This window comes from Mesorhizobium sp. M7A.F.Ca.CA.003.01.2.1 (assembly GCF_003998945.1).
In the GTDB taxonomy this organism is placed as follows: domain Bacteria; phylum Pseudomonadota; class Alphaproteobacteria; order Rhizobiales; family Rhizobiaceae; genus Mesorhizobium; species Mesorhizobium ciceri.
In genome coordinates this window covers 1-674 of record NZ_RZRA01001534.1, presented here as the reverse complement: position 1 = coordinate 674, position 674 = coordinate 1, and the positions used below count along the sequence as shown (strand labels likewise).

The following is a 674-nucleotide window of genomic DNA, read 5'->3' as shown; positions in this document are numbered from 1 at the left end:
CCCTTGGACGCCTTGACGGCGGCGGCAACGTCGGTGGTGACGGTTCCGACCTTCGGGTTCGGCATCATGCCGCGCGGGCCGAGCACCTTGCCCAGACGGCCGACCAGCGGCATCATGTCCGGCGTGGCGATGCAGCGATCGAAATCGATCGTGCCCTTCTGGACGATGTCGACCAGATCCTCGGCACCAACGATGTCGGCGCCGGCGGCGCGCGCTTCGTCGGCCTTGTCGCCACGGGCGAACACGGCGACACGTACCGAGCGGCCGGTGCCGTTCGGCAGGTTGACCACGCCGCGGACCATCTGGTCGGCATGGCGCGGGTCGACGCCGAGGTTCATGGCGACTTCGATGGTCTCATCGAACTTCACCGAGGAACGGTCCTTGAGCAGCTTCAGCGCATCACCCAGGGCATAAGCCTTGTTGGGATCGATGCCTTCGCGGGTCTTCGATACACGCTTTGCAATCTTTGCCATGATCTTAGCCCACCACTTCCAGACCCATCGAGCGGGCGGAGCCCTCGACCATGCGCATGGCCGCTTCGACGTCGTTTGCGTTCAGGTCTTTCATCTTCGCGGTGGCAATCTCGCGGACCTTGTCACGCGAAACCGTACCGGCCTTGACCTTGCCCGGCTCCTTGGAACCAGAGGTCAGGTTCGCCGCCTTCTTCAGGAAGT

1 protein-coding gene and 1 pseudogene are annotated in these 674 nt (G+C 63.9%); both read right to left on the bottom strand.

Features of this window, described 5'->3' with window-relative positions; translation table 11 throughout:
* Positions 1–473 (bottom strand): 50S ribosomal protein L1 (gene rplA / locus EN969_RS34015; protein WP_127366962.1); only part of this gene is annotated, 473 nt, incomplete at its 3' end.
* A 4-nt stretch (positions 474–477) separates the two neighbouring features.
* Positions 478–674, bottom strand: a pseudogene (gene rplK / locus EN969_RS34010) (50S ribosomal protein L11); the annotation flags it as partial.